The sequence below is a fragment of the Aquabacterium sp. NJ1 genome, from assembly GCF_000768065.1.
GTDB lineage: Bacteria > Pseudomonadota > Gammaproteobacteria > Burkholderiales > Burkholderiaceae_C > Aquabacterium.
The window spans coordinates 1422570-1444852 of the sequence record NZ_JRKM01000001.1; the positions used below are offsets into that span (position 1 = coordinate 1422570).

General features: G+C 64.4%; 17 protein-coding genes. 8 read left to right on the forward strand and 9 right to left on the reverse strand.

Going from position 1 to position 22283, the window contains the following annotated elements; translation table 11 throughout:
* Positions 1-61: 61 nt before the first annotated feature.
* The 3 genes from JY96_RS06145 to JY96_RS06155 all read right to left on the reverse strand — a co-directional run bounded on the left by JY96_RS06145 (position 62) and on the right by JY96_RS06155 (position 2904).
* Positions 62-637 (reverse strand): hypothetical protein, encoded by a 576-nt coding sequence (locus tag JY96_RS06145; protein WP_035035856.1) that lies wholly within the window; start codon positions 635-637, stop codon positions 62-64.
* Positions 638-794: 157 nt separating this feature from the next.
* Positions 795-1541 carry a hypothetical protein gene (locus JY96_RS06150; protein WP_035035858.1) on the reverse strand — a complete coding sequence of 249 codons (747 nt, stop codon included), beginning with the start codon at positions 1539-1541 and terminating at the stop codon, positions 795-797.
* A gap of 97 nt (positions 1542-1638) precedes the next feature.
* Positions 1639-2904 (reverse strand): pectin acetylesterase-family hydrolase, encoded by a 1266-nt coding sequence (locus JY96_RS06155; protein WP_052162196.1) that lies wholly within the window; start codon positions 2902-2904, stop codon positions 1639-1641.
* A 273-nt stretch (positions 2905-3177) separates the two neighbouring features.
* On the opposite strand from JY96_RS06155, the gene JY96_RS06160 reads away from it, so the two are divergent.
* The 5 genes from JY96_RS06160 (at position 3178) to JY96_RS06180 (ending at position 10063) form a co-directional block, all read left to right on the forward strand.
* Positions 3178-4668, forward strand: coding sequence for an FAD-dependent oxidoreductase (locus JY96_RS06160; protein ID WP_035035860.1), 1491 nt, complete (start codon positions 3178-3180; stop codon positions 4666-4668).
* A 2-nt stretch (positions 4669-4670) separates the two neighbouring features.
* Complete coding sequence (locus JY96_RS06165; protein ID WP_035035862.1) at positions 4671-5801, forward strand: NAD(P)/FAD-dependent oxidoreductase; 1131 nt, start codon at positions 4671-4673, stop codon at positions 5799-5801.
* Between the two features lie 205 nt (positions 5802-6006).
* A complete protein-coding gene (locus tag JY96_RS22020) occupies positions 6007-7191 on the forward strand; it encodes a sensor domain-containing diguanylate cyclase (protein WP_052162197.1) in 1185 nt (394 codons plus the stop codon).
* A gap of 25 nt (positions 7192-7216) precedes the next feature.
* The gene (locus tag JY96_RS06175) at positions 7217-8923 is read left to right on the forward strand and encodes a methyl-accepting chemotaxis protein (RefSeq protein ID WP_369796126.1); all 1707 of its coding nucleotides are present in this window, start codon (positions 7217-7219) and stop codon (positions 8921-8923) included.
* A 99-nt stretch (positions 8924-9022) separates the two neighbouring features.
* The gene (locus JY96_RS06180) at positions 9023-10063 is read left to right on the forward strand and encodes an aliphatic amidase (RefSeq protein ID WP_035035865.1); all 1041 of its coding nucleotides are present in this window, start codon (positions 9023-9025) and stop codon (positions 10061-10063) included.
* Between the two features lie 8 nt (positions 10064-10071).
* On the opposite strand, the gene JY96_RS06185 is transcribed toward JY96_RS06180, so the two are convergent.
* The 4 genes from JY96_RS06185 to JY96_RS06200 form a co-directional block, all read right to left on the reverse strand.
* A complete protein-coding gene (locus tag JY96_RS06185; RefSeq protein ID WP_035035868.1) occupies positions 10072-11265 on the reverse strand; it encodes a glycosyltransferase in 1194 nt (397 codons plus the stop codon).
* A gap of 21 nt (positions 11266-11286) precedes the next feature.
* Positions 11287-11856 (reverse strand): hypothetical protein, encoded by a 570-nt coding sequence (locus JY96_RS06190; RefSeq protein ID WP_152606376.1) that lies wholly within the window; start codon positions 11854-11856, stop codon positions 11287-11289.
* A 126-nt stretch (positions 11857-11982) separates the two neighbouring features.
* On the reverse strand, positions 11983-13002 hold the full coding sequence (locus tag JY96_RS06195) for a DUF2804 domain-containing protein (protein ID WP_035035873.1): 1020 nt from the start codon (positions 13000-13002) through the stop codon (positions 11983-11985).
* The gene (locus JY96_RS06200; protein WP_161784249.1) at positions 12999-14033 is read right to left on the reverse strand and encodes an AraC family transcriptional regulator; all 1035 of its coding nucleotides are present in this window, start codon (positions 14031-14033) and stop codon (positions 12999-13001) included. Before JY96_RS06200 ends, JY96_RS06195 begins: the two co-directional genes overlap by 4 nt.
* A 142-nt stretch (positions 14034-14175) precedes the next feature.
* Between JY96_RS06200 and JY96_RS06205 the strand changes: the two genes are divergently transcribed.
* Both JY96_RS06205 and JY96_RS06210 read left to right on the forward strand, forming a co-directional pair.
* A complete protein-coding gene (locus tag JY96_RS06205) occupies positions 14176-15138 on the forward strand; it encodes a sterol desaturase family protein (RefSeq protein WP_081961081.1) in 963 nt (320 codons plus the stop codon).
* The gene (locus JY96_RS06210; protein ID WP_035035876.1) at positions 15092-16357 is read left to right on the forward strand and encodes an RsmB/NOP family class I SAM-dependent RNA methyltransferase; all 1266 of its coding nucleotides are present in this window, start codon (positions 15092-15094) and stop codon (positions 16355-16357) included. The genes JY96_RS06205 and JY96_RS06210 overlap by 47 nt, the downstream gene beginning before the upstream one ends.
* 30 nt (positions 16358-16387) lie before the next feature.
* On the opposite strand, the gene epsE is transcribed toward JY96_RS06210, so the two are convergent.
* Together epsE and JY96_RS06220 are read right to left on the reverse strand one after the other, a co-directional pair.
* Entirely contained in the window at positions 16388-17203 is an 816-nt protein-coding gene (gene epsE / locus JY96_RS06215; RefSeq protein WP_035035878.1) for a polysaccharide export protein EpsE, read from the reverse strand.
* Positions 17204-17395: 192 nt separating this feature from the next.
* Positions 17396-19768 carry a bifunctional diguanylate cyclase/phosphodiesterase gene (locus tag JY96_RS06220; RefSeq protein ID WP_052162198.1) on the reverse strand — a complete coding sequence of 791 codons (2373 nt, stop codon included), beginning with the start codon at positions 19766-19768 and terminating at the stop codon, positions 17396-17398.
* A 184-nt stretch (positions 19769-19952) separates the two neighbouring features.
* Here JY96_RS06220 and JY96_RS06225 point away from each other — a divergent pair, with 184 nt between their 5' ends.
* The gene (locus JY96_RS06225; RefSeq protein ID WP_035035880.1) at positions 19953-22259 is read left to right on the forward strand and encodes an NADP-dependent malic enzyme; all 2307 of its coding nucleotides are present in this window, start codon (positions 19953-19955) and stop codon (positions 22257-22259) included.
* The last annotated feature ends 24 nt before the right edge of the window (positions 22260-22283 follow it).

A 22283-nucleotide genomic window follows, 5' to 3' on the forward strand; every position in this document is an offset into this window, starting at 1 on the left:
CAAGCGCGCCCCGCGAGCGCAGGGCGCACCACCTCAGGCCAGGGAGGGCCGCGCAACCCGCTCAGGGGTGCGACGCGGCGGACGCAGGCGGCGTGGCCGCAACGGGCTGGGCAGGTGCGCCCGCCAGGTACTTCAGCTGGCTGTAGTTCCAATTGGCGCACACCACGCCTTCGCTGGCCTTGGCCCCGCCATCGGCCTGGCCCCATTTGCAAGGCAGGGTCACCAGATTGTTATCCCGATCGTAGACACCGGCGCCCAGCTCCTTGGCCGTCGTGGGCAGGGTGAACTGGACGTACTGGCCCACTTTGGGCTGCTGTGCGTCAGGCACCGACACCGCCCACAGCACGTCGCCACGGTCGGACTTGGCCACGTCCACGATCAGCACCAGCAGATGCTGCGACAGCAGTTGGCAGACGTTGGCATCGGCGATGCAGGGCGCGAAACGCTCGTGCTTCTTCCAGCGGTCGACCCTGCGGATGCGACCGACGGCAAGCTGGTCGGCAAACTGCGCCCAGTTGTCGGCCATGTGGGCCGGTGGGGTGAAGGCGCCGCTGTCTGCGGCACCCGCAGGGCCCGTGGCACAAACCGTCAAGGCGCAAGCCGCGCCAACACTCAGCAGGAATTTGGAAAACTTCATGGCGATGCGATGGAGAAAGGCCAGAGAACAGGTTCGAAAGCCATGATCTCACCTGCCTCGTGCATCGGGTTTCAGGGATTGTCTGCCCCGCAAACGAGTTAGCCCGCAGCGCGCATGTCGTCAAATAGCGCGGCCCGTGCAGCCGCTCGGTCAGGGCTCAGTGTGTGTCGTCGCCGTAGACCTTTTCGCGCAGGGCCTGCAACTGGCGCTCCAGGGTGGCGGGGTCCTGCTCGGCCACGGGCGATTTCTGCCAACGGGCCACCAGCTCGGCTTGCTGCCGGGCGAAGTCTTCGTTCTTGCGTTTTTCTTCCTGCAGGGCCTTGGCTTGATCTTCCGTTTGCGTGCCCTGCAACTGGTTGCGCTGGGCCTCGACCCAGGCCTGGCGTTTGGCCGGATCGGCCTCCAGGTCGGTGGCCACCGCCGTCAACAGCAGCGAGGCCTCGCCGGAATTGATTTCGCCATTGGCGACATGGGTGGGCAATTGCTGCACCAGCTCACGCGCCAGCCCCTGGCGCTCGGCCACATTGGGGCCGTCCTTCATCTCGCTCCATTTGCTCACCGCGCGCTGAAAGCGCAGGTAAGACACCAGGCGGTTGCGCTCCTGCACCTTGTTGGGCTCTTTCTCCAGGGCCTTGTTGAGCGCATCCCAATCTTCTTGCGTGAAGTCCGCGGGCCTGGTCTCACCCACCGGGCCCTTGGGGATGAAGCCTTGGCCGTCGGCCGCAGCAACCGGCCCAGCTGAAGGCCACATGCCATTGGGCGCGGGCGCCAGTGCCTTTTGATGCTGATCCTGATCCGACTGTGCCTGGCCATGTCTCAACCAGATGTAGACACCAACGGCCAACACAGCCAAGGCCAGCAGCCAGAGCTTGGAGGGAGACTTTCGGACCAGGGTGGTAGACATGAATCGGATCACTAACAACAGAAAAAACCGCGGTGCGCCCGAGGAGGAACCCCAAGTGAATGAGGTACCAGCCCGCGCGCACCCCTGTCAGGGTTCATTAAAGCGGAATCAGATCCGCCAGACCATCCGCAATGACGTCACTGAGGTAAACCCGCTGTGCCGGCGGATTCAGCTCTTCGGCGCGCAGCACGGGGCCACTGCCATCCAGCAGGTTGTCCAGGAAAACGCCGAGCGACTGGTAGCCCCGCTCCGCGATGCTGGAGCCGCCAAAAGTCAGGATGGTGGCGCAATGGGCCTGGTTGAACTTGCGCCAGTTGGGGATGTAGTAACCCACGTTCGGGTAGGCGCTCAACGCCGCCAGCCAGGGCTTGAGGTCCTGGCGCCACTTCTGGTTGAGCAGCTTCAGGCGCTCGGCATCGGTGGGCGCGTTGGCGATCTCGGGGAAGAACTTCCGGTACGAGAAAGCCGAGAAAACGCCATCTTCCTGGAACAGGGTGTAGCCCAGGCGGTCCTGCGGGAACAGCTTGCCCAGATTGCCCTGCAGCGTGCCCAGGTTGTTGGGGTCACCCACGCCCGGGTACTTGGCCACGATCTCGGTGACCATGCCCTTGGGGCCGTCCAGCCCCCAGGCCTCGCGGATCTTGTTGTGCAGGGGCACGGAGGGGTATTGCGCCGGGTCGCCATTGCGCGGCGCGATCATCAAGGGGCCCGCATCCGACAGCAGCGCCGACTTCCTGGGGCGCAGTGCCTCACGGAACATGGCGTAGTGCGCCGAAGAGGCCACGCCACCGGCCGAGAAGCCCGTGATCAGCAGCTGTGCAGGTGAAGCCATGTTCGCCGCCATCCAGTTGGCCACGTACTTCATGTTGTTGAGGCCCTTGTGCTCGAAGGCATAGGCCTTGGCGGGGTCCTCGGGGTTGTAGACCACCGTCTTGTTGCCGGTCTGCACGTCGCCGGTGCAGTAAGGCACGTACACGATGTTCCAGCTTTGCGTCTTCACGGCCTGCAAGGGGTCGATGCGAGCCGTGAACGGCGTGACCAGCCCGAGGTGTGCCTGCCGGTTGAAGTCCGACATGTAATTGGAAGGCACGCCATCGGGGTTGACCGCCGCCAGCATGCTGCCGCCCTTGCAGCTGACGCCATCCCAGCAGGCACCACCGCCTTCGAACATGATGACCGTCTTGCTCGTGAAGGGCGTGCGGTTGACGAAGAAGCGGTAAGGCGTGCCATTGCCGCAGGTGGCGCCGCCGCCGGTTGGCGCGGTCACCGTGTCCCACTGGAAATAGCCTGCATGGGCCAGGCCACCAATCAGCGTGCCTGCCACGGCCTTGATGGCCAGAAGCGAAAACCGACTTGCTCTCATCTGGAACCTCTTGTGTGTGTTGTCTCGTTGTTTGCGTCAAGCGCGAAGCGAGTCTGCGCAGGGGGCATCAAGCGGCCAACACGTGATAACCCGAACGGGTTAACCCACACCACTCAAACAGGGGTGAAACAAGTGTCAGACGACTTACATTCAGCGCGTTTTCTCCCAGCAGAGCGCGGCCGAATAGGGGTTTTCTTCAATAAACATGGGGCCTTCAGAGCACTAGCCTGAAAAACGTTGTTATTTTTCAAATCAACGTTTCAGGATTTCACCATGAGCCAACCCAGCACCCCATCACGCCGCCGCCTGTTGAGCGGCCTGACCGCCACCGCTGCCGCCACCTTGCTGCCCGTTGGCAAAGACAACCTGGCGCAGGCCGCCACGGGTTCAGGCGCAGTGGGTGACTACAGCGCCGACGTCGTCATCGTGGGCGGCGGTTATTCAGGCCTGGCCTGCGCGCGCAGCCTGGTCGCGGCAGGCAAGCAGGTCCTCCTGCTGGAGGCACGCGACCGTGTGGGTGGCCGCTGCGTGAACCAGACCCTGCCTGCGCCCTTCAGCCAGTACGTGGTCGAGGGCGGCGCCGAATTCATCGGGCCCACGCAGGACCGCATGTACAGCCTGGTGCAGCAACTGGGCATCAAGACCTTCCCCGCCTACAACACCGGCAAGCAGGTCAACTACGTGAACGGCAAGCGCGCCACCTACAGCGGCGTGCTGCCCTGGACGGGCCTGTTCTCCACCGCCGAGATCGGCATCGCCATGCTGCGCATCGACGACATGGCCAAGACGGTGCCACTGGACGCCCCCTGGAACGCCAGCAAGGCCGTGCAGTGGGACAACCAGAGCGTGCAGACCTGGATGGACGCCAACTTGCTGACGGCCGACGCCAAGTCGCTGTTGCGCCTGGCCGTGCTGGCGCTGTTGTCGGTCGAACCGCGCGACATCTCCCTGCTCTACATGCTGTTCTACATCCATGCAGGCGGTGGCCTCACCACCATGCTGAGCACGGCTGGCGGAGCCCAGCAGGATCGCATCGTGGGTGGCTCGCAATCCATCGCACTGGGCATGGCGCGGGAGCTGGGCACGCGCATCCTCTACAACTCGCCAGCCCGGCAGATCAAGCAGGACGACTACGACATCACGGTCTCGGGTGATGGCTTCACGGTGCGCGCGCAGCATGCCGTGATGGCCATGTCGCCCTGGATGGCCTCGCGACTGAACTACGAGCCACTGGACGGCCCGACGCAATACCGCCTGCAGATGATGCAACGCGTGCCCATGGGCTCGATCTGGAAGGTGCATTGCGTGTATGACAAGCCCTTCTGGCGTGACGCCGGCCTGAGCGGCCAGGTCACCAGCGACGCCTACCTGCCCAAGGTCGTGTTCGACAACACCCCACCGGAGCCCGGTGCGCCCGGCGTGCTGATGGGCTTCATCGATGGCCAGGACGCCCGCGACGCGGTGTTGATGACACCCGAAGCCCGCAAGGCCAATGTGCTCAAGGCCATGAGCGTCTACTTCGGCCCGCAAGCGGCCACGCCCCTGGCCTACACCGAGAACAACTGGCAGTCGGAGAACCTCAGCGGCGGCGGCCCCACCGGCGTCTTCCCGCCCGGCGTGCTCACCGGCTTTGGCGCGGCCTTGCGGGCCCCCATTGGCCGCCTGCACTGGGCCGGCACGGAAACATCGACCATCTGGGCCGGCTACATGGACGGTGCCGTGCGCTCCGGCGAGCGTGCCGCCAACGAGATTCTGGGGCGCTGAGCATGCAACAGCCTGAGCAAACCGACACCCTCATCGTCGGCGCGGGGCCAGCCGGCCTGGCGGTGGCCGCCTGCCTTCAGCGCGAAGGCAAACCATTCGTGATGGTGGAGCGCCAGCCCCAGCTGGGCCACGCCTGGCGCACCCATTACGACCGGCTGCACCTGCACACCGACAAGGCGCACTCCTCGCTGCCCTACTTCAAGCTGCCACCGCATTACCCTCGCTACCCCTCCAGGCAGCAGGTGGTGGACTACCTCGAAGCGTACGCGCGCCACTTCAACCTGCACCCGCGTTGTGATGAAGAAGTCCTGGACGCGCACAGGCAGGGCACGCATTGGGATGTCACCACCAGCCAGGGGCACTATCGGGCGCGCTCCCTGGTGGTGGCCAGCGGCTACAACAACGAGCCGCAGATCCCGACCTGGCCGGGGCAAGCCCAGTACCAGGGCCAGATCCTGCACAGCAAACACTACCGCAATGGCTCGGCCTTCAAAGGCAAGGACGTGCTCGTGGTCGGCCTGGGCAACTCCGGCGGCGAGATGCTGATCGACCTGCACGAACACGGCGCCCGCCCCTGCATCGCCGTGCGCAGCCCCGTCAACGTGATCCCGCGCGAGATCATGGGCGTGCCCTTCCTCACCATGGGCATCTTGCAGCGCAACATGCCCTCGCGCCTGGTCGACAAGCTCAATGCGCCCATCACCAACGCCATCATCGGCGATCTGCGGCCTTATGGCCTGCGACGACCTGCAGAAGGGCCCATCACCCAGATCCGCGAGCAGGGGCGCGTGCCCTTCATCGATGTCGGCACCATCCAGCTGATCAAGCAAGGGCATGTCACCGTCTACCCCAACATCGAGTGCTTCACGCCAGACGGCGTGATGTTCGTGGACGGCCGCCAGCAGAAGGTGGACGCTGTGGTGCTGGCCACGGGCTTTCGGCCTGCCGTGCACCGCTGGCTGCACACCTCGCGCGACGCGGTCGACGAACACGGCACGCCCCGCTTCAGCGGCTCTGTCGTGGCGGGCCAGCACCTCTACTTCTGCGGCTTCTATATTTCACCCACCGGGATGCTGCGGGAGATCGCCATCGAGGCCAAGGCCATCGCCCAGGACATTGCCAGGGCCGCTTGATGCCACACATCTCGGGCTGAAGCGAGAGAAAAGTCGCTCATCCGCGAATCCGTGAATTGGCCGGCATCAAGATTCGCCCGACCCGACCGACTAAACCAAAAAGGTCGGCGCTTCGGTGCCGGCTCTTGTGCTGCCCTGCTTTGGTCTGGTCGTCTCCATGCTTTCTGCCCCGAATCCACAGCCCCCGGCGCCCTTGCCGAGCAGGATGGCATCGCTCCCCGTGTCGCCGCCTGGCGCCGAGGCGCCTGAACACTCGCAGCAGTCCCGCAACCAGGCCCTGATCGACACCACCTCCCGCATCATGGGCGCGATGTACGTCTACGTCGCCTTGTGGCTGGTGATCACGCTGGTCGCAGGCCTGCAAAAGGCGCATCCGCAACTGGTCTGGGGCACCACCGCCTGGCTGGGTGTGATCGCGGCAACCCGCGCCCTGGTCGCGCATCAACTCCAGAACCTGCTGGACCACAGCCCGGCCCTGGCCCACCGCCTCACCGTCGGGCTGGTGCTGGTCAATGGCCTGACCTGGGGCTTGCTGACCGCAGCCAGCGTCTACCTGCCCTCGCTCGAACCCATCCGCACGTCCATGCTGCTGGTCAGTGTCGGCCTGAGCTCCGGTGGCACCGTGGCCATGGCCATCAACCCGACGCTCAAGATGTGGTTCCCCGTGTCGGTGATCGCACCGGTGGCCCTTGCCACCGCTGCCCACGCCACGGACGGCAACTTCATGCTGGCCAGCCTGATGGTGATCTACACCGTGTACATCATGCACGCGGCCCGAACCGTGAGCCAGGACTACTGGCGTGCGCAAGAGGCCTTCCGCGCGCTGGAACACGTCAGCCTGACCGACCCGCTCACGCAGGTCCCCAACCGCCTGCACTTCGAGCGGCAATACCAGACCGAGTGGCGCCGCGCCTGCAGGCTGAACACCCGCCTGGCCGTGATGATCGTGGACCTGGACCATTTCAAACACGTCAACGACGAGCACGGCCACCCAGCCGGTGACATCGTCCTGCAGGAGGCCGCCAAGGCCATGGGCCAGGCCATCATGCGGCCATGCGACGTGCTGGCGCGCTACGGTGGCGAAGAGTTCGTCGTGCTGCTGCCCGACATCACCGAGGAGGGCGTGCAGGTTGTGGCAGAGCGCCTGCGTACCCAGGTTGAAAACCTGGCGATCACCTTGCCGTCCGGCGTCATCCGGGTCACCTGCAGCGTCGGATACGCCTGCGTCATACCGGGCCATGAGCTGGATACGGACGACCTGATCCGACAGGCCGATGAAGCGCTGTACCACGCCAAGGTGGGGGGGAGGAACTGCAGCCGCAGGTGGGCTGCGCCCCAGACCCAGCCCCCTCAGGCGCAGCGGGATGAGCCCATCAACGCACTCACGTGATGCGAGCGACAGGCCAGAGCGCACCTTGAACGCCAAGCCCCAAGCGGCCTTCACTCAAGATTTTCGGAAAGGGGCCGATACCCGGGTAAAGGCCCTGCACGCAGCCCGAGTAATCGCGTGCAATCTGCCCAAGGGAAAGCCCATGTCGAGCGTACACGCCCTGCCCATCGCGCAAAGGATGGGATTGATCATCGTCAGTGCCCTGCTGGGAGTCGTCGCGCTCGCCGCCACCTTCCTCACATCGGAAAGGACCTTGATCATGGCCGAGCGCGAACGCAGCGTTCGGCAGACGGTCGAGGTGGCTCACTCGCTGGTCAAACACTTTCATCAGGAAGTGGTCTCGGGGCACATGAACGAGGAAGAAGGCAAGCGACAAGCGCTGGCGGCCATCAAGGGCCTGCGTTACAGCGAAACAGAGTATTTCTGGGTCAACGACATGCAGCCTCGCATGGTGATGCACGCCACGAAGCCTGAACTGGATGGCCAGGATCTCGGCAGCATCAAAGACCCGAACGGTGTGCCTATCTTCGTCGAATTCGTGCGTACGGTGAAAGCAAGCGGGTCGGGCATCGTCAGCTATATGTGGCCACGACCAGGCAGCGACACCCCCGTACCCAAGGTATCTTATGTCGTCGGCTTCGCGCCGTGGGGTTGGGTGATCGGCTCGGGCCTGTACGTGGATTCCGTTGCTGCAACGGTCTGGGATCGCACGCTCAAATTTTCCATGGGCACCATGGCGCTGGCTCTGCTCATGCTGAGCGTGGGCCTGGTGATCTCGCGTGGGCTGCTCAAACAACTTGGTGGCGAGCCCGCTTACGCCGTGGCTTTGACCCATCAACTGGCTGCAGGCGATCTCAGCGTGGATGTTGCGCTCAAGCCTGACGACCACGACAGCCTGCTGCATGCGATCAAGTCGATGCGGGACAGCTTTGCCAGCATCGTGAGCCAGGTACGTCGAAGCTCCGACTCGGTGGCCATCGCCAGCACCGAAATTGCCCATGGCAATCAAGACCTGTCGGCTCGCACGGAGAATCAGGCCAGCGCACTCGAACAGACCGCAGCGTCCATGGAGCAACTCAGCTCGACAGTCAAGCAAAACGCCGACAACGCCAGGCAGGCCAACCAACTTGCCATCGGCGCATCGTCCGTCGCGGTCAAGGGCGGTGAGGTCGTAAGCCAAGTGGTGGACACCATGCGCGAAATCAACGACTCTTCGAAGAAGATTGTCGACATCATTGGCGTGATTGACAGCATCGCCTTCCAGACCAATATCCTGGCGTTGAACGCTGCCGTTGAAGCGGCGCGAGCCGGCGAGCAGGGCCGAGGCTTTGCGGTTGTGGCTGCCGAGGTCCGGACACTGGCTGTACGCTCAGCTGGCGCAGCCAAAGAGATCAAAACCCTCATCAACGATAACGTGCAACGTGTTGGTCAAGGCACCGACATGGTCGATCAGGCAGGCTCGACCATGAACGAAGTGGTTCACGCCATCCGGCGCGTCACCGACATCATGGGGGAAATCAGTTCGGCCAGCCAGGAGCAAAGCACCGGTGTGGCACAGATCGGTCAGGCTGTCACCCAGATGGACCAGGCAACGCAACAGAACGCGGCCATGGTTGAACAGATGGCTGCTGCGGCCAGCAGCCTGCAAACGCAAGCTGCAGACCTGGTGAGCGCGATCTCCGCCTTTACCGTTACGCGAGCCACTGGCGCAGACCAGCCATCCAGGCCCTGATCGACGCCTGCCCCGCCAGTACGTCAAACAACGTATTGGCCACCGCCCCTGTGGTTTCCACAATGAACCTCGTCACAGGTTCATCTACAGGAGCGCACCATGCTTCACGGCGATATTTCCAGCAGCGACGACACCGTTGGCGTCGCGGTCGTCAACTACAAAATGCCCCGGCTGCACACCAAGGCCGAGGTGCTCGAGAACGCGCACAAGATCCGCCAGATGATCGAGGGCATGAAGCTGGGCCTGCCCGGCCTGGACCTCGTCATCTTCCCCGAGTACAGCACGCACGGGATCATGTACGACAAGCAGGAGATGATGGACACGGCCTCCACCATCCCCGGCGACGAGACCGAGATCTTTGCGCAAGCCTGCCGCAACGCCAAGGTCTGGGGCGTGTTCTCGTTGACCGGCGAGCGGCACGAAGAGCACCCCAGGAAGGTGCCCTACAACACGCTGATCCTCATGAACCCCGAGGGCGAGATCGTCCAGAAGTACCGCAAGATCATGCCGTGGACCCCGATTGAGGGCTGGTACCCGGGCGACAAGACCTATGTGTCCGATGGCCCCAAGGGCATGAAGATCAGCCTGATCATCTGCGACGACGGCAACTACCCCGAGATCTGGCGCGACGTGACCATGAAGGGCGCCGAGCTGGTCGTGCGTTGCCAGGGTTATATGTACCCTGCCAAGGACCAGCAGGTGCTCATGGCCAAGGCCATGGCCTGGGCCAACAACACGTATGTGGCCGTGGCCAATGCCTCTGGCTTCGACGGTGTCTACAGCTACTTCGGTCACTCGGCCATCATCGGCTTTGATGGGCGCACCCTGGGCGAATGCGGCGAAGAAGACTACGGCATCCAGTACGCGCAACTGAGCAAGCGCCTGATCCGTGATGCGCGCAGCACCGGGCAATCGCAGAACCACTTGTTCAAGCTGCTGCACCGCGGCTACACCGGCATGATCAATTCGGGCGAGGGCGACAAGGGCGTGGCCACCTGCCCTTACGAGTTCTACGAGAAGTGGATCAAGGACCCCGAGGGGACAAGAGCGATGGTCGAGGCACTGACCCGGCCCACCGTGGGCACGGCCGAATGCCCGATCGAAGGCATCCCCAACGATGCTCGGCTGAAGTACGAGTAGCGCAGGCCTCAGCGGCCCGGCTTGCGCCGCATGCCGAATACTTCCATCGCCTCGATGAAGGACTCGGCCGTGCGGTCGATCAGGAAGCGCTGGTTGAAGCAGGCTTTGGCATTGGCGCGCATGCGTGCCCATCGGTCAGACGGCGTGCTCAACCATTGCTCGATGAGCCGCTCCGTGCCGGCTTGCGTGTCCACATCGATCAGGCCACCTTCGGCCTGCTGGATCTCGCGCCAGATGTTGACCTGGTTGGAGATCAGCACCGGCAGGCTGCAGGCCATGGCCTCGGCCACCGCGATGCCAAAGTTCTCCTGATGCGAAGGTAGGATGAAGGCCTCGGCTGACCGGAAGGCGCCCCACTTGACATCACCGCTGACCATGCCCGTCCACGTCACCTGATCGTCGATGCCCAGCTCCTTGACGAGGGCCTGCATGCGCTGACCATAGTCGTGGTCATGCGGCCCGGCCATCACCAGCTGCACGTCGCGCACCAGCTCAGGCTGCCGCTGGCGCAAGGCCGCAAAAGCCTTGAACAACAGATCCGGGCCCTTCTTCTCGTGCACCCGGCCCAGAAACAGCAAGCCCTTCTTGCCCTGCAACTGTGGGAATCGCTCGTAAAAGGCCTGGCGCTGCTGCGCCTCGTCGGTGGGCGGCGCGCTCGTGCCATAGCTGATCACGAACTCATCACACTTGTAGAGCCAGAACGATTGCCGAGCCAGCCGGCGCTCGTCTTCGCAGGTGAACATCACGGCCGTGGCGTCACGCAGCACGCGGTACTCGGCCCAGGGCCAGAACAACCACTTCTTGAGGTGCTTGAGCGGGTAGGTGCGCTTGAACCAGGGGTCCAGCATGCCATGGGTGAACACAAAGTACGGTGTCTTGGTGCCACGCAAGGCGCGCCAGACACCAAAGGCGTGGTACTGCCAGATGCCATTGACGATCACGGCGTCATAACGATGGGCATTGGCTTTCAGCCAGGGCACCCAGCGCGGGCTGTACTGGTAGTTGCCGATGTAGGTCGGCCCCATGGCATGGCAAACCAGCGGGCAATCCTTGACCCAGGGGTCCTCCGGCTTGTCCAGCGTCAAGACCTCGACCACGTGGCCTTGCTGCTGGTTGACCGCCGACAGTTGCTTGAGCCCCTCGATCGGGCCGCCCTTCTTGGGGTCGACCGAAGAGATGCAATGAAGAATGCGAAACGACATGGAATCAGACAGACTGGGAACTCAACTGGCCTGCTCGGCCGAATACCGGTAAGCCGCGCGCGCATAGCCTCGGCGCGCGCAATCCGGGCAGACCTTCTGGTGCAGTTCCGCCCCGCCAAACTCGCGCAGATAGTCATCAACCGTGCGCCAGTAGCCATCCGTGCCCGCCAGACGATGGCATTGCCCACAAGCGGCCATCTGCCCTGAGAACGCCTCGATCTGACGCAACAGGGCGCGTTGCCTGGCCCGCAAATAGCGGATGGCGGCCACGGCCAGGATGAAGCACACCATGCGGTTGAAGGCGTTGATGTACAGGATCCAGGCCCGGCTGTAGACATGGCCGCTGTGCAGATCGGCCATGACCCACACCGCCGTGGCCGCCATGGCGGTCAACAGGCCAGCCGCCGTCCCCAGACGCCGTGTGGCCAGCGCCACCGGCGCCGTGTAGAGCAGGAAGACGGACACCTCGTAGCCCGTCACCATGTCGACATAACCAACGGCCGCAAGGCTGAGCACCACCCAGGCAAGGTGGCGCTGCCATCCATCGCCTGGGCCGCGAAGCGCACGCTCGCCCTTCTCTGGATTTCTCATGATGCTTGGTGGAACCATCTGAACATGGTCCATATGCTGCGCCGCCGCCATGGCACGGGCGTGCCGAGACATGATCCAAACGGATCACACCAAAGGTAAAAATCGGTTCGGCCGCCGATGCCGCGCTTACCAGCGGGAGCGGTGGTCTTCGGTCACACCGAGCAGGTTCTCCACCCGCACGGGCACGCCACCCTGGGTGCGCCGGACCGTTCCTTGAAAGGTACCGACCGGCTGGATGTAGTAGCTGGCCGCGATCAGCACATCCCGGTCATCGCTGCGCGCGCCCTCCGGCTGAAAGACGAGATCCAGCAAGCCATCGTCGGTGCGGATACGCCAGGGTGCCAGCGGCTGCTGGGCATCGAACTCGAAGTGTGCAGCGCCCAGGGGGATCAGCTCGCCGTTGAGCCACAGCACGTTTTCCTGGCCACCAAAGTAGCCTTGCTGCAAATTGAAACCCACCTCGGCGCTGTGCGCACAGGCCCAGCGCCATTCGGTGTCACGCGCCAGCAAGCCATTGGAGCTGTCCAGGCAGGCCACGGCCTGCGTCAGGTCCCAACGCTCGTCCTCGACTTCCACCCAGCCCCGCACCGGCAGTGCCGAAGATTTCTGGGTGGCGTGCGCCACCCCACCCTCGATCGGCCCCACGGCCAGCAGGAAGGGCGCGCATTGCCCCAGTGGAAGCTCGACCTGCAGCGCCATGACCGGCGTCCGCACCTTCAGCCGCATGATGTCGCCGGCCTCGTGCAACAGCGACAAGGCCGCGCCCGGCCCTCGGAACCTGGCCTTTGCCCCTTGCACAGGCTGGTCGGACACCCCGCCAGACAAACCGGGCAGGCCATCCTGCGCCCAATCGGCGATCACCCGCTTGCGCAAGCGGTCGAACACATACGCAAAGGCCGTGACACTCCAGCCCAGGTCCACGATGGCCACGCCCACATAGACCTCGCTGGAGCCGATGCCCACGTACTGCCAACGCTTGTGGTGCAGGCTTCGCCACAAACGCGAGCGGCTGTGGGTGCCTGCAAGCCTGGACCAGTCGATGGCATCGATGCGGCCTGCATAACGCCCATGCAAGGGCTCACCGCGTTCAACCACCTGCGGCGGCACGCCGGGCAGGGCCTCGGCGCAAGCAGCCAGTGCCGTCATACCTCGGCCTTGAGCTGATGGCGGCGCCACTGTGCGGGCGCCAGGCCCGTCCAGGAGCGGAACGCGCGGGTGAACGCGCTTTGTTCGGAGTACCCCAGCAGCAAGGCGATCTCGGCCAGATCCAGCTTGGCATCACGCAGATGCCCCTCGGCCAGATGCTGGCGGGTGTTGTCCAGCAACTGCTGGAAGCTGGTGCCCTGCTCGGCCAGCCGCCTCTGCAAACTGCGCGGGCTGGTGTGATGCGCCTGTGCCAGCGCGGCCAGCGAGGTCTTGCCCTCGCGGATCAGCGGCACCAGGGTCTTGCGCCAGGACTCCACGATGGCGGGCACCGCCGCCACCTGCTGCAACAGCGCTTCGGCTTGCTGATCCAGCAGCGACAACAAGGCCGGGTCGGACTTGCGCAGCGGCAAGGCCAGGTACTCATGCGCGAACACCAGGCGGGTCACGGGCGCGCCAAACACCACATGTCCACCAAAGAAGTCCTCATAGGGCTGGGTGCTCAAAGGCGCGGGGTTGACGAAGCTGACCGACTGCATGGGCCAGTAACGGCCCGTCATGTCACGCGCCAGTTGCACCAGTGAGGCAATGGCCGTTTCATCCACCAGCGCGCCGGGGCGCCCGCGCTCGACACCCCACTCGATGGCCACACCCTCCGGCGTGTTCGTGATCTTGGCCGGATTCACGTCGTAAACCGACGCGTGATAGCGCTCCAGCCGCTGCAAAGCATCAGCCAGCGTCCCGCAAGCCAGCGCGGCATAACCGACCACGCCAAAATGCCGCGGGCTGACGCATTCCGCAATGCGCAAAGCCAGCGCTGGACGCTTCTCGTAGGCGTCAACCCGGCGCAGCCAGGTTTGCCAGTCGCTCATGGGCACGAAATGCTGGGCCTGATCCGGCCGCGGCGTGCCCAGCACCTGCACAGGGTCAAGCCCCTGGTTCTCCAGATACTCGTAGAGCAGCAATGCGTAGGATGCGGCGACGCGGTTTTCGGCCATGGGTACTTCACCAAGCTGACCCATGATGATGCCCATCGAACACCTCATTGCCCATTCGGGCTACACGGGAGCCACGACCCGCGAATTTGGCGCAAAACGTCAAGAAACTGACCATAAAGATCAAGCCAGAAAACATCAAACGGATCAAGATCAGTCCGGTTTCCCAAAGCCGTGTCCCATGCCTGATCTCGATCGTTTCCTCGCCCTGGCCCTGCACTGGGCCACCCAGACCGATTTGAAGGACTGGGCGCTGGTCCTGTTGTCCCCGCTGTTTTTCCTGACGGTGATGCTGGAGTGGCTGCACTTTCGGCGCGCGGACAAACAAGGCAGCAAGCCCATCTACGAACTGCGTGATTCGCTGGACAGCATGACGCTGGGCGGGGTCTACACCTTCCTGGATGTGCTCATCGTGATCACCCTGGTGCTGCCGGCCATGATGTGGGCGCACCAGCACCGCCTGGCCACCATCGACATCACACCCTGGAGCTTTGCGGCGCTCTACCTGGGTGTGGAGTTCTGCTACTACGGGTTCCACCGCGCCAGCCACCGCATCCGCTGGTTCTGGTGTGCCCACGTGGTGCACCATGCCTCCGAGCACATGAACTTCACCACCGCCATGCGCCAGAGCTGGCTCTACAGCTTCGCCGGCAACTGGCTGTTCTACACGCCCATGGTGCTGATCGGCTTCGAGCCACGCTGGGTGTTGTTCGCCTTGTCGCTGAACCTGGCCTATCAGTTCTTCGTGCACACGCAATGGGTCGACAAGCTGCCCGCCCCCATCGAGTTCATCTTCAACACCCCCTCGCACCACCGCGCCCACCACGGCCGCAACCCGCGTTACATCGACAAGAACTACGGCGGCACGCTGATCGTGTTCGACCGCCTGTTCGGCACCTTTGTCGAAGAGACCGAAACGCCCGATTACGGCCTGGTGCGGCAGGTACACAGCCACAACCCCATCTGGCTGACCATCCACGAATGGGTGGCCATGGTCCGTGACATGCTGCGCCCCGGCCCCCTGAATCAGCGCCTCAAGCACCTGTGGGCCCCACCCGAGTGGGAGCGGGTGGCCGCTACGCGGGATAATCCCCCCCATGCACCCGAACGCTCTTCTCGACCTCACCACGCAACTCGTCCGTGAGGTTCTCAAGCTCGACGCCCCGGCCGACAGCATCGTTTCCTACTTTTTCCGCAGCCACAGGGACCTGGGCCAGCGTGAACGCCACGCCCTGGCCGAAACGGCCTACGCCGTGCTGCGCCAGCGCCTGCTGTGGGCCCACCTGGCCCAATCCGGCCACGGCCCCATGGAGCGCCGCCTGGCCCTGCTGGCCTGGCAAGGCCAGCCCCACGTCCTGAAAAACGGCATCACCACGGACGAAGGCCAGTGGCTGGAACGCACCGCCATGATCGACCGCAGCACCCTGCAGGACAAGCTGCGCCACAACCTGCCAGACTGGATTTCCAACAGCCTGCGCCAGCAACTGGGCGAAGAAGACTTCTGGAAACTGGTCGACACCTTCTCGGCCGGCGCCCCGCTGGACTTGCGCGTCAACGCCGTCAAGGCCAAGCGCGAAGCCGTGCTGGAGACGCTGGTCGCTGCCGGCATCCCGGCCGTGCCCACCCCTTATTCGCCCATCGGCATCCGCATCGAAGGCAAGCCCGCCTTGCAGAAGATGCCGATCTACACCGAAGGCCATGTCGAGGTGCAGGACGAAGGCAGCCAGTTGCTGGCCCTGCTGACCGGCGCCAAACGCGGCGAGATGGTGGTGGACTTCTGTGCCGGCGCGGGTGGCAAGACCCTGGCCCTGGGCGCCATGATGCGCAACACCGGCCGCCTGTACGCCTTTGACGTCTCAGGCCATCGCCTGGACAACCTCAAGCCCCGCCTGGCGCGCAGCGGCCTGTCCAATGTGTACGCCACGCAGATCGCCCACGAAAACGACGATCGCATCAAGCGCCTGCGCGGCAAGATCGACCGCGTGCTGGTGGACGCGCCCTGCTCCGGCCTGGGTACGCTGCGCCGCAACCCCGATTTGAAATGGCGCCAGAGCCCCAAGGCCATCGAGGAATTGCAGGCCAAGCAAAAGGCCATCCTCAACAGCGCGGCGCGCCTGCTCAAACCGGGCGGCCGGCTGGTCTACGCGACCTGCAGCCTGATGCCGGCGGAGAACGAGGTCATCGCCAATGCCTTCACGGCGGAACACGAGGATTTTGTGCAGCTGGATGCCCGCGAGAAGCTGGAGCAAGCTGGCGTGACGCAGGCCGAATCGCTGGTCACCCCGGCAGGCCACGTCAGGTTGTGGCCTCACCGGCACGCCACCGACGGGTTCTACGCTGTGGCGTGGGAAAAGAAGGCCTGACACCTCAGGCCTTCTTGTTCAGGGCAGCATTTAGAAAATGCTTTCCTTGACGTAGATGACGTCGCCGGGCTGCATCTTGTCATTCAGGTCGGGTGTCAGCACCTGGACCACGCCGTTTTCATCGCGGCGGTGCACACGGATACCGCGTTGCGTACCACGCAGGGTCAGGCCGCCACCGGTGGCCAGGGCCTGCAGCAAGGTCATGTCGCGCTGCAGGGCCTGAGGGCCAGGGCGCTGCACTTCACCATAGATGTAGATCATGGGCGCGCGGTCCACCCAGATGTTGTCGCCATTGGCCAGCACCAGGTCTTCGGCTGGGTTCTTGGCGGCAAACACGCGGGGGAAGTCGATTTCCTTGCGGAAGGCCTTGCCATCACGCTTGCCCGTCACCACCACGATGTCGGTGCCACCGCCATTGACGATGCCACCGGCCTGCGCCAGCACTTCGCTGAGCTTGTTGCCACCCGCACCGGCACCCAGGGCATAGCGCCCGGGCTTGAGCACCTGGCCCAGCACGGACACCAGATTGGCCTTCATGTCCATCACCAGAATGGACACCTGGGGCTGCTTCAGGAAGTTGCCGTCCTTCAGGCCACTGGCCAGCTTCTTCTCGGCATCCGACACCGTCAGGCCGCCGAGCTTGACCACACCCAGCAAGGGGTAGGAGATGGTGCCGCTTTCGTTGATACGGGCATCCAGTTGCAGGTCCGGGTTCTGGAACACGAAGATCCGGATCTGGTCACCCGCGCCCAGCACGTAATCGTTCTGAGCCGCATGGGCGTTCAAGCCGACTGCCAGGAACATGGTGGCCAGCAACCACCGAGCCATGTCACGCATCCACTTCATATGAAAAGGTCCTCTGGTAAAAAAATAGCGCGCGCCCCGGTAAGGGGTGCACAACGCTGATTGCGCAATGTATCACCCAGGCATGACGCCCTTGTCACAGGCTGGGGACGGACGCAACAGGCGATGGTAGATCCGGCTGGCGGCCCCAGGTTCCCCAGGGCTTGCCCTGATCCGGCTGATCCATGCAGTCGATCAGAGCGCGGCAATGCTGGTGCGATCCAGGTAGGCCGGCACGTCCGCACCCGGCATGGGGCGCGCGATCAGGTAACCCTGTACGTCGTCGCACCCCAGCGCCCGCAGCATGACCAGCTGCTCGGCGGTTTCGATGCCCTCGGCCGTGGTTTCCAGGCGCAGCGCCCTCGCCAGGCTGATGATGGCCGTGACCACGGCTTGTGCCCCCGGGTCGCAATCGAGCGAGCGCACGAACATGCCGTCGATCTTGAGCTTGTCCAGGGGGAAGCGCCGCAGATAAGCCAGCGAGGAGTAGCCGGTGCCGAAGTCGTCCATCGCCACGCGGATGCCCCGGCTGCGCAGCGCCACCAGGGTGGCCTGGGCGCCGTCATGGTCTTCGATCAGGGCGGACTCGGTGATCTCCAGCTCCAGGCGTTCGGGTTCCAGGCCGCTCTCGGTGAGGGCCTCGTCCACCAGATCGATGACGGATGAACTGCGGAACTGCACGGCCGACAGGTTGACGGCCACCCGCAAGTTGGAAGGCCACTTGGCCGCGGCCTTACAGGCCTCGCGCAACACCCAGTTGCCCAGCAGCACGATCTGGCCGGTTTCCTCGGCCACGGGGATGAACTCGCCAGGGCCGATCAGGCCGCGCTCAGAGTGCTGCCAGCGCACCAGCGCCTCGAAACCGATCACCTCGCTGTTGTCCAGGCGCATCTGGGGCTGGAAGTAGAGGGTGAACTGGTTGGCTGTGAGCGCCTGCCCCAGCTCGTGCTGCAGGCGCACCCGGGCCCGCGCGCTCTCGGCCATTTCCAGATCGAAGAAGCGGTAGGTGTTGCGGCCCGCCGCCTTGGCCGCGTACAAGGCCAGGTCAGCACATTGCAGCAGCGATTGCGGGTCACGCCCATCGCGGGGGGCCAGCGCCACGCCAATGCTGGCACGCACCTCCACCATGGCATCGTCCAGCTGGCAAGGCTCGCTGAGCAGAACGATCAGTCGCTCGGCCAATGCGGCGGCTTCCTCGTGGGTGGCGTAGCGCCAGCTCAGCAGGGCGAATTCGTCGCCACCCAGCCGCGCCAGCAGATCCCCCTCGACCACACAGCCCTTCAGCCGCGCGCCCACGCGGCGCAGCAACTGGTCGCCCACGCCGTGCCCGAGGGAATCGTTGATGTTCTTGAAGTTGTCCAGATCCAGAAACAGCAGGGCACAAGGGCGGCCTGGTGTGGTGGGGTCGGCGGCCAGCTTGCTCAACTCCGAGCTGAAGCGGTGGCGGTTGGCCAGGCCGGTGAGCGCATCGAAATTGGCCAGGCGGGCCAGCTCGTCACGCGAGCGGCGGGTGTGGGTGATGTCCGAGCCCACGCCGCGCCAGCCGGCCGAGCGCCCGGTTTCGTCCAGCAAGGGCTTGGCCGTGAGCGACCAGCAACGCACCTCGTGCCCCACCTCGACCGGGATTTCCAGATCACGGAAAGGCTGCCCCATGCGGATGCAGGACGTCAACTGCGCCAGGGCCTTGCGCGCCTCCTCGTCATTGGGCGGCAACATCGTCGACAGCAGCTCGATGAACGAACGCTGCAGCAGGTGCTTGGTCGACATGCCGAAAGTCTGTGCCAGGCGGGCCGACACGTGCCGCAAGTGCCCGGTGGGTGAGATCTCCCACAACCAGTCGGACGCATGCTCTTCGAAATCGCGCAGCAGCAGGTCGATCAGCTGCTTCTGGCGCTCGGTTTCGGCCTCGGCGCGCAGGCGGCTCATGAAGACGCGGCCATTGGTGAAGCTCACCCCGCTCATGATGACCATGTAAACCACCAGGGCGATCATCAACGCCTGGCTGGTGGCGTAATTCGAGCTCATCAGCCCGATCACACAGGTCAGGCACATGGTGATCACATAAGCCAATGCGGCCGGCACCAGCGGGCTGAGCATGAAGGCCCCGCCGCAGATGGTGCCCACCACCACGGTGGCCACGAGCATGGCGCCGTTGTGATCGGCGCTGGGAAACACCACCAGGGGCAGCACGGACCACAACGCTGCGAAAAAGATCACATGCCCCACGATGATGTGGTGCGCCACGCGCGTCGCCAGCACGCGCGCCCCGTTCGTCAGCAGCATGCGCCACCAGACGGCCGCCACCGGCAGGCTGGCGATCACCAGAAAGCCCCACAGGCTCAGGCCCAGCTTGTCCACCTTGCCCCAGAACACCCAGCAGATCACCAGGGTGTTGATGGCATTGCCCGTCATGATCAGCGGCAACAGGCGGATGAGTGCCTGGATCTGGCGCCCACGGAAATAGGCAGCCTGCGGCCCGTCGACGGACTCGCGCGACACCACTGCACCAACCAATTCCTCGAACCGCTGCTTGAACGTCGAGCCGTGATTTTCTTTGGAGAGAGACATCCCCGCCATTCAATCCAATGTGGATAACCCTCTGGAAATCGGCATTTAACCCCGGAACTTGATATCGCCAGGCGAAATGACACCCCCTGATCGTGAGGCATCCCCGGCTTGCGGCATACCTGTCCCAGTAATTTGGTGCGTCATTTGGCTTACCATCTCCGCCCTTGCTGAGCGAAAAACCATCATGAGTGCAGACAAACCTCTGTCAGACGCCGAACAGGCCTTGCGCGACGCCGCTTTCGAATACCACCGCCTGCCCAACCGGGGCAAGATCGCCGTCGTACCCACGAAGCCGCTGTCCAACCAGCGTGACCTGTCCCTGGCGTACTCGCCCGGCGTGGCCTACCCCTGCCTGGCCATCGAGCAGAACCCCGAACTGGCGGCCGACTACACCTCGCGCGGCAACCTGGTCGGCGTGATCACCAACGGCACGGCCGTGCTGGGCCTGGGCGACATCGGCCCGCTGGCCTCCAAGCCGGTGATGGAAGGCAAGGGTTGCCTGTTCAAGAAGTTCGCCGGTGTGGACGTGTTCGACATCGAACTGGCCGAGCGCGACCCCGACAAGCTCATCGACATGATCGCCGCGCTGGAGCCCACGCTCGGCGGCATCAACCTCGAAGACATCAAGGCGCCCGAGTGCTTCTACATCGAGAAGCAGCTCAGCGCCCGCATGAACATCCCCGTTTTCCACGACGACCAGCACGGCACGGCCATCATCTCCAGCGCCGCCTTGTTGAACGGCCTGGAGCTGGTCGGCAAGGACATCGCCAAGGTCAAGGTGGCCGTCTCGGGCGCCGGTGCCGCGGCCATTGCCTGCCTGGACGTGATGGTGGGCCTGGGCGTCAAGCGCGAGAACGTGTTCGTGTGCGACTCCAAGGGCCTCATCCACACCGATCGCACCGACAAGCTGGACGAATCCAAGCGCCGCTACGCGCAGAACACGAACGGCCGCACCCTGGCTGACGCCGTCAACGGTGCAGACGTGTTCCTGGGCTGCTCGGCCGCCGGCACTTTGAGCGCTGACATGGTCAAGACCATGGCCCCCAGCCCCATCATCCTGGCCCTGGCCAACCCCGAGCCGGAGATCCGCCCCGAGCTGGCCAAGGCCGTGCGCCCGGACTGCATCATCGCCACCGGCCGCTCGGACTACCCCAACCAGGTCAACAACGTCCTGTGCTTCCCCTACATCTTCCGTGGCGCGCTCGATTGTGGCGCCACCAAGATCACGCAAGAGATGAAGCTGGCCTGCGTGCGCCAGATCGCCGACCTGGCCAAGGCCGAGATCTCCGACGAAGTGGCTGCGGCCTACCCGGGCCGCGAACTGCGCTTCGGCCCGGACTACCTGATCCCCACGCCGTTTGACTCGCGCCTGATCCTGCGCATTGCGCCGGCCGTGGCCGAAGCGGCTGCCGCATCTGGCGTGGCCAAGCGCCCCATTGCCGACCTGAAAGCCTACCGTGATTCGCTCTCGCAATTCGTGAGCAACACCGGCCTGTTCATGCGCCCGCTGTTCCTGGGTGCCAAGGCCGCGCCCAAGCGCATCGCCTACGCCGAAGGTGAAGACGAGCGCGTGCTGCGCGCCGCCCAGGTCGCGGTGGACGAAGGCATCGCCAAGCCCATCCTGATCGGCCGCCCCGACGTGATCGCCACACGCATCGAGCGCGCCGGCCTGCGCCTGCAAGACGGCGTGAACTGCGAGATCGTCAACCCTGCCAAGGACGAGCGCTTCAAGCAGTACTACGAGACCTATCACAAGCTGCGCGCCCGTGACGGCATCACGCCCGAACTTGCCAAGGTGGTGGTGCGCCGCTCCAACTCGCTGATCGCCACGCTGATGCTGCGACTGGGTGACGCCGACGGCATGATCTGCGGCGTCATCGGCCGCTACGACCTGCACCTGGCCCAGGTTCAGGAAGTGATCGGCACGCGCGCCGGTGCCCACGGCCTGGCTGCGCTCAACGCCCTGATCCTCGACCAGCACAACCTGTTCATCGCCGACACCTTCGTCAACGAAGACCCGACGGCCGAGCAACTGGCCGACATCGCCGCCATGGCGGTGGAAGAAGTCCAGCGCTTTGGCCTGCCTCCGCGCGTGGCCTTCCTGTCGCACTCGATGTTCGGCTCCAGCAGCCGCCCCTCGGCCCGCAAGATGCGCGAAGCCCGCGACATCTTCGTCCAGCGCATGCCCCATGTGCCCGCCGACGGCGAAATGCAGGGCGACGCCGCCCTGAGCGAATCGGTGCGCACCAAGCTGCTGCCCGACAGCACGCTGCAAGGCGCCGCCAACATCCTGATCTGCCCGAACCTGGATGCGGCCAACATCCTGTTCAACGTGCTGAAGATGACCGGCGGCAACGGCGTGACCGTGGGCCCCATCCTGCTGGGTGCGGCTGCACCCGCGCACATCCTCACGCCTTCGGCCACGGTGCGTCGGATCGTCAACATGACGGCGGTAGCTGTGGCGCACGGGGCGCAGGTGAGTGGTCAGTAATCACCTCTGACCTCAGGCAAAAAC

Bases quoted from the DNA above. Each gene is read 5' to 3' on its own strand.
- JY96_RS06205 (WP_081961081.1), top strand. From the start codon at position 14,176: ATGCCTGATCTCGATCGTTTCCTCGCCCTGGCCCTGCACTGGGCCACC.
- JY96_RS06225 (WP_035035880.1), top strand. From the start codon at position 19,953: ATGAGTGCAGACAAACCTCTGTCAGACGCCGAACAGGCCTTGCGCGAC.
- JY96_RS06155 (WP_052162196.1), bottom strand. From the start codon at position 2,904: ATGAGAGCAAGTCGGTTTTCGCTTCTGGCCATCAAGGCCGTGGCAGGC.
- JY96_RS22020 (WP_052162197.1), top strand. From the start codon at position 6,007: ATGGCATCGCTCCCCGTGTCGCCGCCTGGCGCCGAGGCGCCTGAACAC.
- JY96_RS06185 (WP_035035868.1), bottom strand. From the start codon at position 11,265: ATGTCGTTTCGCATTCTTCATTGCATCTCTTCGGTCGACCCCAAGAAG.
- JY96_RS06160 (WP_035035860.1), top strand. From the start codon at position 3,178: ATGAGCCAACCCAGCACCCCATCACGCCGCCGCCTGTTGAGCGGCCTG.
- JY96_RS06145 (WP_035035856.1), bottom strand. From the start codon at position 637: ATGAAGTTTTCCAAATTCCTGCTGAGTGTTGGCGCGGCTTGCGCCTTG.
- JY96_RS06165 (WP_035035862.1), top strand. From the start codon at position 4,671: ATGCAACAGCCTGAGCAAACCGACACCCTCATCGTCGGCGCGGGGCCA.
- JY96_RS06200 (WP_161784249.1), bottom strand. From the start codon at position 14,033: ATGGGCATCATCATGGGTCAGCTTGGTGAAGTACCCATGGCCGAAAAC.
- JY96_RS06220 (WP_052162198.1), bottom strand. From the start codon at position 19,768: ATGTCTCTCTCCAAAGAAAATCACGGCTCGACGTTCAAGCAGCGGTTC.
- JY96_RS06195 (WP_035035873.1), bottom strand. From the start codon at position 13,002: ATGACGGCACTGGCTGCTTGCGCCGAGGCCCTGCCCGGCGTGCCGCCG.
- JY96_RS06180 (WP_035035865.1), top strand. From the start codon at position 9,023: ATGCTTCACGGCGATATTTCCAGCAGCGACGACACCGTTGGCGTCGCG.
- JY96_RS06190 (WP_152606376.1), bottom strand. From the start codon at position 11,856: ATGAGAAATCCAGAGAAGGGCGAGCGTGCGCTTCGCGGCCCAGGCGAT.
- JY96_RS06150 (WP_035035858.1), bottom strand. From the start codon at position 1,541: ATGTCTACCACCCTGGTCCGAAAGTCTCCCTCCAAGCTCTGGCTGCTG.
- JY96_RS06210 (WP_035035876.1), top strand. From the start codon at position 15,092: ATGCACCCGAACGCTCTTCTCGACCTCACCACGCAACTCGTCCGTGAG.
- epsE (WP_035035878.1), bottom strand. From the start codon at position 17,203: ATGAAGTGGATGCGTGACATGGCTCGGTGGTTGCTGGCCACCATGTTC.